Below are 2,800 nucleotides of genomic sequence, written 5' to 3'. Positions count from 1 at the left end.
CCTGATTCTTTTTTACCTAAACTAATAGGTATAATATTTTTTGTTTTTCCCTTTCTTGTATATTCAATATAATACAACTGTTTTTTTTGTATATTGTAGCTTATACTTTCGTTTTTATATACAGGATATAATTGTCCATTCAATTTCTCATGTGCAATATCATATCTAAACCATCGAATGAAAAAAGTTATATTTTTTTCATTCATTTTGATTTGACTATGAATAATTTTATGCTTATAAATTGAGTTTGTATATTCTTTATTATATTTCACTTTCCCCATACAATGAGGGCATTTATATTTCCTTCTTCTATCTATCCTCTCAGCAACTTCTATTCCTTGATAACTACAATTTGGACAAAATAAGAAATAAAGACCATAAGTAACACTTTCGATAAACGGTTTTATGACAGGATGTTCATATTTACTTTCTACAATAATACTCACAAATACCCCTCCTGATTTATAATTCATTTTCATTTTCAATCGTTTTATACTTACCTTTTATTTTCTTCGTTTTCTTCTTAGTTTTATAGTAGTTATGATCATTGTCAGCTTGTGTAATTGCATCGAATAATGATGTTGCAACTGATTCAATTCCATTAGAAGTATGTGGATTTTCCATGTTATTAAATTGCTTATATTGTTCATTATTAATTAGTTTGTATCTGTTTGCTTGGCTATCATATTCATCTGTAAATATTTCATTTTTATCTTTGTATAGATTTGGAATTTGCACATCTTCACCAGTTATAATTTCAACTTTTTCTTTTAATGTAAGTGCTGGATCTATTCCGTATTTCTCTTCAAGCTTAGGTAATAATTCATCTAATTTTTCGCGATTCATTATAACCATTTGACGAGCCATTTCTCTATTTTCTAGATGTGAAATATGAGTTCCATTTTTCGGTTCTGGATTAATTGAATCAGCTTCATGTTTAATCCATTTATGAATACTTCTATCTGAAATTCTATAGTTAAACATACTTCTTTCAAGGTCATTATTTAGTTCAATAAATTGATCTCTTAGAGACTTAGTTCTTGCAAGTTGATTATAATGTTTTTCTACATTCTTTTGACCAACATAATTTCTATTTACTTCGGCCATAATTCCATCTTCAATAAATGATTTTGAAGCTGAATATCTTAATGTCGGTGACTTGAATTTATCATCAACAATATTGTCATGATAGATAAATTCAAAGACATCATTTACTTTTTTAGTTTCTCTTTCTAATACAATTTTTGCATTTTCAATTAATTCTTTATGAGCTTTTTCTAACTTATTAACTTCTTCTGTTAAATCATTAACTTCATTGATTTTTTCAGAAACATATTCATTAAAATAAGTCGGATCAATATTTGTACCAATTGAGAAATTCAAACCTTTATCAATATCAAATTCTGGTCTTAAAACATCTTTTATATAACGCTTTTTAGCTTCTAATTTATCTTTTGTATTTTCAACTTTCTTCTTAAAGAATCCTTCTGAAATATCAATAAACATCTTACGAGCAACTCCAAAATTAATGTCCGTTTTAGCACGTTTTCTAATAGAAGAATATGCTTGTTTTTCTCTATCAGTAAGCGGTGTTCTATTGTTGTATTCTGTAATAAAGTTAAGAGCTTTAACTCTTTCTGGATCAGCATATTTTATCTCTTTTTGTGCATTTTCAATTTCTTTTAAAGTTGCTTTTTCTTCTAATAATAACTTGTTATATTCTTCAATTAATTTATTTTGTTGTCCATGATATGTAACTGGCTCATATTCTTTTCCAGTTTGTTTTGCTAGTTGTTTTGCTTTCTTTTCAAGATAATATTCTTGTCTAGTAAGTCTCATTAAAGGTAATTTTTCAAAGCCTTGTTTTTCGAAACTCTTCTCTGAAAATTTTAATTCAAGACCTTTTTCTTTTGAAACTTCGTTTAGATGTTTAGCCCAACTTTCGCGCCAAATATTTATGTTGTTTGGATTACTCCAATCATTAGTTTTTACAGAAACCGTTACACGCTGTCCTTTATCATTAAAAATCGGATTTCCGTTTTCATCTAACTTCTGAATTCGTTTACTTTTGTTTTCCCATTTTCCATCTAAATCAAAAGAACGCATTGTCAATAATACGTGTGCATGTGGATTATGTTCTTCATCTCTATGGATACTAACATCAGCAACCATACCAGCATTTACAAATTGCTCATTCACAAATTTTTCAACAAGTTCTGTTTGACTTTTTTCGTCTAATTCTTTTGGGATACTTAGTAAAACTTCTCTTGCTAATTGTGCGCTTGGATGTGGTTCAATTTTTTCAACTTCATTCCATAATTTTTCACGATCCAAAGCCCATTCAGGAGCATGTTCTGGCTTCATAATAAATGACTCTGGTTTCACCTTATGTGGACGAAATGATTTAGTAAGACCATCACGTTCACTATACAATTCTTCATCAGATCTATAACTCGCACAAGCTACAGCCGAATGTTCTTTTCGATTTTTGATTTTCACTTCAAGTCTGTAATAACCATTTTGTAGAGTAGAACTTGCCATATAAGGATTCACCACCATTCATTTTTAATAAGAAGCCCCCGCGGGTAAACTATATTTTTCTCCGATAGGGGAAAATTTAGTTTCTCCCAGACGAACCAAATGAAATTTGGTGCGTATAACTGGGCACTCGCTTCTCTCCTGACCTCATTATACCATCATTTTTTCTTTCAATCAATTTATAGTTGCTATAATTTTACAGAGAATATATAATAAAAAATAACTACAAAATTAGATTTTAAAATGGCTAAAATCAAAAACA

General features: G+C 28.9%; 2 protein-coding genes. Both read right to left on the bottom strand.

Annotated elements, in window-relative coordinates; all coding sequences use genetic code 11:
• The coding region (locus MR107_RS29585; RefSeq protein ID WP_242293112.1) for a hypothetical protein at positions 1-446 on the bottom strand (446 nt) is incomplete at its 3' end.
• 16 nt (positions 447-462) lie between these two features.
• Complete coding sequence (locus tag MR107_RS29580; protein WP_242293111.1) at positions 463-2,541, bottom strand: MobA/MobL family protein; 2,079 nt, start codon at positions 2,539-2,541, stop codon at positions 463-465.
• Positions 2,542-2,800: the final 259 nt, after the last annotated feature.

Source organism: Bacillus cereus group sp. BfR-BA-01441 (genome assembly GCF_022663075.1).
Lineage (GTDB): Bacteria > Bacillota > Bacilli > Bacillales > Bacillaceae_G > Bacillus_A > Bacillus_A cereus.
This window is presented reverse-complemented; position numbering and strand designations above follow the sequence as displayed.

Excerpts from the sequence above, each read along its gene's own strand:
- MR107_RS29580 (WP_242293111.1), bottom strand. The coding sequence starts at position 2,541 with ATGGCAAGTTCTACTCTACAAAATGGTTATTACAGACTTGAAGTGAAA.